This window comes from Pseudomonas sp. GNP014, assembly GCF_054344005.1.
The window spans coordinates 1-3,005 of record NZ_JBTGUS010000005.1 but is presented as its reverse complement, the minus strand read 5'-3'; the positions used below and the strand labels follow the sequence as shown (position 1 = coordinate 3,005).

The window sequence follows — 3,005 nt, the reverse complement described above, 5'->3', positions numbered from 1 at the left end:
TCTGGAACATAGAGACTAGCCTGTACAGCACCTAGCACAGCGGCGAGCAGCACCTCCGGATCGGCCGCACACAGTCCTGCACTGCCGCAGCAATCAGGTGCAACAGTTTGATGCTGGTGAGGACCTTGACCTGGCCTGAGCCGAACCGAGATGGCAGAACTGAGACGACGCGGAACGGAAGAAGTCGGACTCCTCGATGACCAGCTCAAGGAGGCGAGAACGGGTGACGTTGATGACGTCTTGTGAAACTCGTCACCACCATGCCTCTTCGCGCCAATTGCAGCCGTCCCCACGACCACTCTCATTGCGTGCCGCAGGCGCCGCTGGACCGAGGCCGATGCCTTGCTGCGCCAGAAAGGCCTGCGCCTGACTGCGTCGCGGGCGGGTGCTCGAACTGCGTCTGGCAGAGCCGCAAGCCGCTCGGCGCCTACGACGTCTGCGCGGTGTTCGAGCGGCGAGGTCGTCGCGCGCACCACCGAGGCCGTGTAGCCAGCCGCTGAACTACCTCTTGGAAAACGCATCGTGCGCCGTCTGGCTCAACGCCTTCGTCGGCGTGCATTGCGAGCACGCGCATCAGGGCCAGTTCCTGATCTGCCGCGACTGCCACGCGGCGATAGAGTTTTGAACGGAAGGTGATCGGCACGATCATCGACGGCGCCAGGGATGTCGGTTTCATCGTCGGAACCCCGAGCTGTCGAAGTGGTCGGCCTGTGCTCCGGTTGCCAGGGGCTTGATGAGCAAGCCGTTGATCCGTCTTCAGCACGTCGCCGTCACGTTTGCCGGGCAGGCGGTGCTGGACGATATCGATGAGCGTCGAGGCCAAGGCAGCGTCACCCTGATCAGCCCCAACAGTACGAGCAAGACCACCCTGGTGCGCGCCATGCTCGGCCTGCTGAAACCGGACGGTGGCAGCGTCTGGCGCAAGCCGAACTGCGCGTTCGCTACATGCCGCAAGAAACTGCGCGTCGATCCGACCTTGCCGCTCTCGGTGCTGCGCTTCCTGCGCCTGGTGCCCAGCGTCAACCGTCCGCGTGCACTGGCGGCGCTACGAAGTCGGTGCCGAACACGTCATCGACAGTCCGGTCCGAAGCGTTCCAGCGGTGCGATCCAGCGCGTGCTGGCTTCGGCGCTGCTGCGCGAGCCGGAGTTCTTCGTGCTGGATCGGCCCGGTCCAAGGCGTCGATGTTGCCCGGCCAAGCCGAGCTGTACAGCCTGATTCCCCAGCTCGCGACCATCACACTCGTGGTCTTGATGGTGTCCACGATTTGCATCTGGTCATGAGCGCCGCCGACCAGGTGGTGCTCCTCAACCGTGATGTCTGCTGCTGGGCGTCCAGCAGGTCGCAGCGATCCAGCGTTCGTCGAGCTGTTCGGCGAGAATACGCCAAGCCTGGCGATCTCGCCGATCACGACCACGCCCACGACCTGCACGGTTCGTAGGTCAAGGCGCCCGATGCGGCCCACGCCCACGTTCACGGAGCACCACTGCAAGCATGGCTGATTTTCTGTTGTATGCCCTGCTTGCAGGTCTGGCGCTGGCGCTCGTCGCGGGTTGCCGCTTCAGCTGGTGGCTCGTCGGTCTGGCGGCACATGGCGTATTTCAGCGACACCCTGTCCCACGCCGCACTGCTCGGTGTCGCACTCGGCTTTCTGCTGGATGTCGGCCCGGCGGTGGCGGTCACGGTCGGTTGCCCTGTTGTTGGCGTTTTGCTCGTGACCTTGCCGGAACAGCGCCAGCCGCTGGCGTCCGACACACTGTCGAAATTCTCGCCGAGTCCTTCTCGTCGCGTCGGTCTGAGCTTCATGCATGGAGTCCGGATCGACCTGATGGCCTGCTGTTCGTGACCTGCTGGCGATAGATCCAGACCGATGACGTCGATTGCCTGGGCGCAGCGCGGCGGTGCTGGTGTTGCTGGTGACGCTGTAGCGGGCCATCTGCTCGCGATCACCGTCGAAGTGGCCGAGTCGAAGGCCCTGCCGGTGGCCGGCCTGCGTATGGCGTTGATGCTGTTGATCGCAGTAGTGATTGCGGTGGCGATCAAGAAATCGGTCAGGGTGCTGCTAGATCTTCACCTCGCTGCTGATCGTGCCCCGGCCGCTGCGGCACAACGTCACGCCCGCTCGCCGGAGCAGATGGCGCTGGGCGCCGACCTGGGCATGCTCGCCCATGTGGCGGGCTTGGCGCTGTCGTGGTTCAAGGACGCCCGGCCGGGCCGTCGATGGTTGTGACGGCGGCCGCGCTGTTTATTGTTGAGACTGTTCTGCCCCGTCGAGGTGGCTGGCTTCGCGATTCGAGAGTCGCAGGGATGAAGCCGTTCGCCTCCCGTTATCTGCTCGCTGTCACGTTCCCCGTGCTGCCTGGGCGCCTGCCGAAGCACGCCGCCGTGGCTGAAGTCCCCAACACGCGGCCACGGCCATGGCACGGCTGGAGCAAGCCTGGCCAGCGGCCGGCTGCGCAGCGCCGAAGCCGACTGGCCACCTTGCCAGGCGCGGCCCAACGATCGAGTCCCTGAGCAATACCAGCAGCAGTACGCCGAAGCCTACCTGCGCCATCATGCAGGATGATCTACGAGAAAAGCAACATGTCCGATGCCGCCGCCACTGCGCTGGAGCCATGTACCGCGCCCTGATGCCCAAGGCTCCAGCGCACTGACCGGTGGCGTCAACGGCGCCATCGCCGAAGACCGCAAAGCCGGGGCTCGAAAAGCTGAAGCCGCACTGCTCGCTGCCGAAGCCAAACCGAGAAGCCAAGGTGATCAACCCCGACCACCAAGCACCCACGTGGCGCTGAACATCACCGATGACCGCAACTTCGCCGGCGACTCGATGCGATCGCCGCCGATGTGGTGACCCGGAGTGCAGATGACGTTCAGGCGCACGTACCGATCAACTATGCCAGTTGGCTCGGCGAGTCTACTGGTTTGAGCGGGTGAAGAAGTTAAAATTCAGGATTTGATGAAGGTGTTGAAGCAGATATTTCGCACAGTACGGCGCAGATGGTCTTGA

Annotated in this window: 1 protein-coding gene and 3 pseudogenes; all 4 read left to right on the top strand. The window is 64.0% G+C overall.

Features of this window, described 5'->3' with window-relative positions; genetic code table 11:
• Positions 1–260: 260 nt before the first annotated feature.
• Positions 261–729, top strand: a pseudogene (locus ACXX9E_RS28740) (transcriptional repressor); the annotation flags it as partial.
• 4 nt (positions 730–733) lie between these two features.
• Positions 734–1,500, top strand: a pseudogene (locus ACXX9E_RS28735) (ATP-binding cassette domain-containing protein).
• Positions 1,493–2,275 (top strand): annotated as a pseudogene (locus ACXX9E_RS28730) (metal ABC transporter permease); the annotation flags it as partial. The pseudogenes ACXX9E_RS28735 and ACXX9E_RS28730, both read left to right, overlap by 8 nt.
• Before the next feature lie 313 nt (positions 2,276–2,588).
• A complete protein-coding gene (locus ACXX9E_RS28725) occupies positions 2,589–2,849 on the top strand; it encodes a hypothetical protein (protein ID WP_458556645.1) in 261 nt (86 codons plus the stop codon).
• Positions 2,850–3,005: the final 156 nt, after the last annotated feature.

Excerpts from the sequence above, each read along its gene's own strand:
- ACXX9E_RS28725 (WP_458556645.1), top strand. The coding sequence starts at position 2,589 with ATGCCGCCGCCACTGCGCTGGAGCCATGTACCGCGCCCTGATGCCCAA.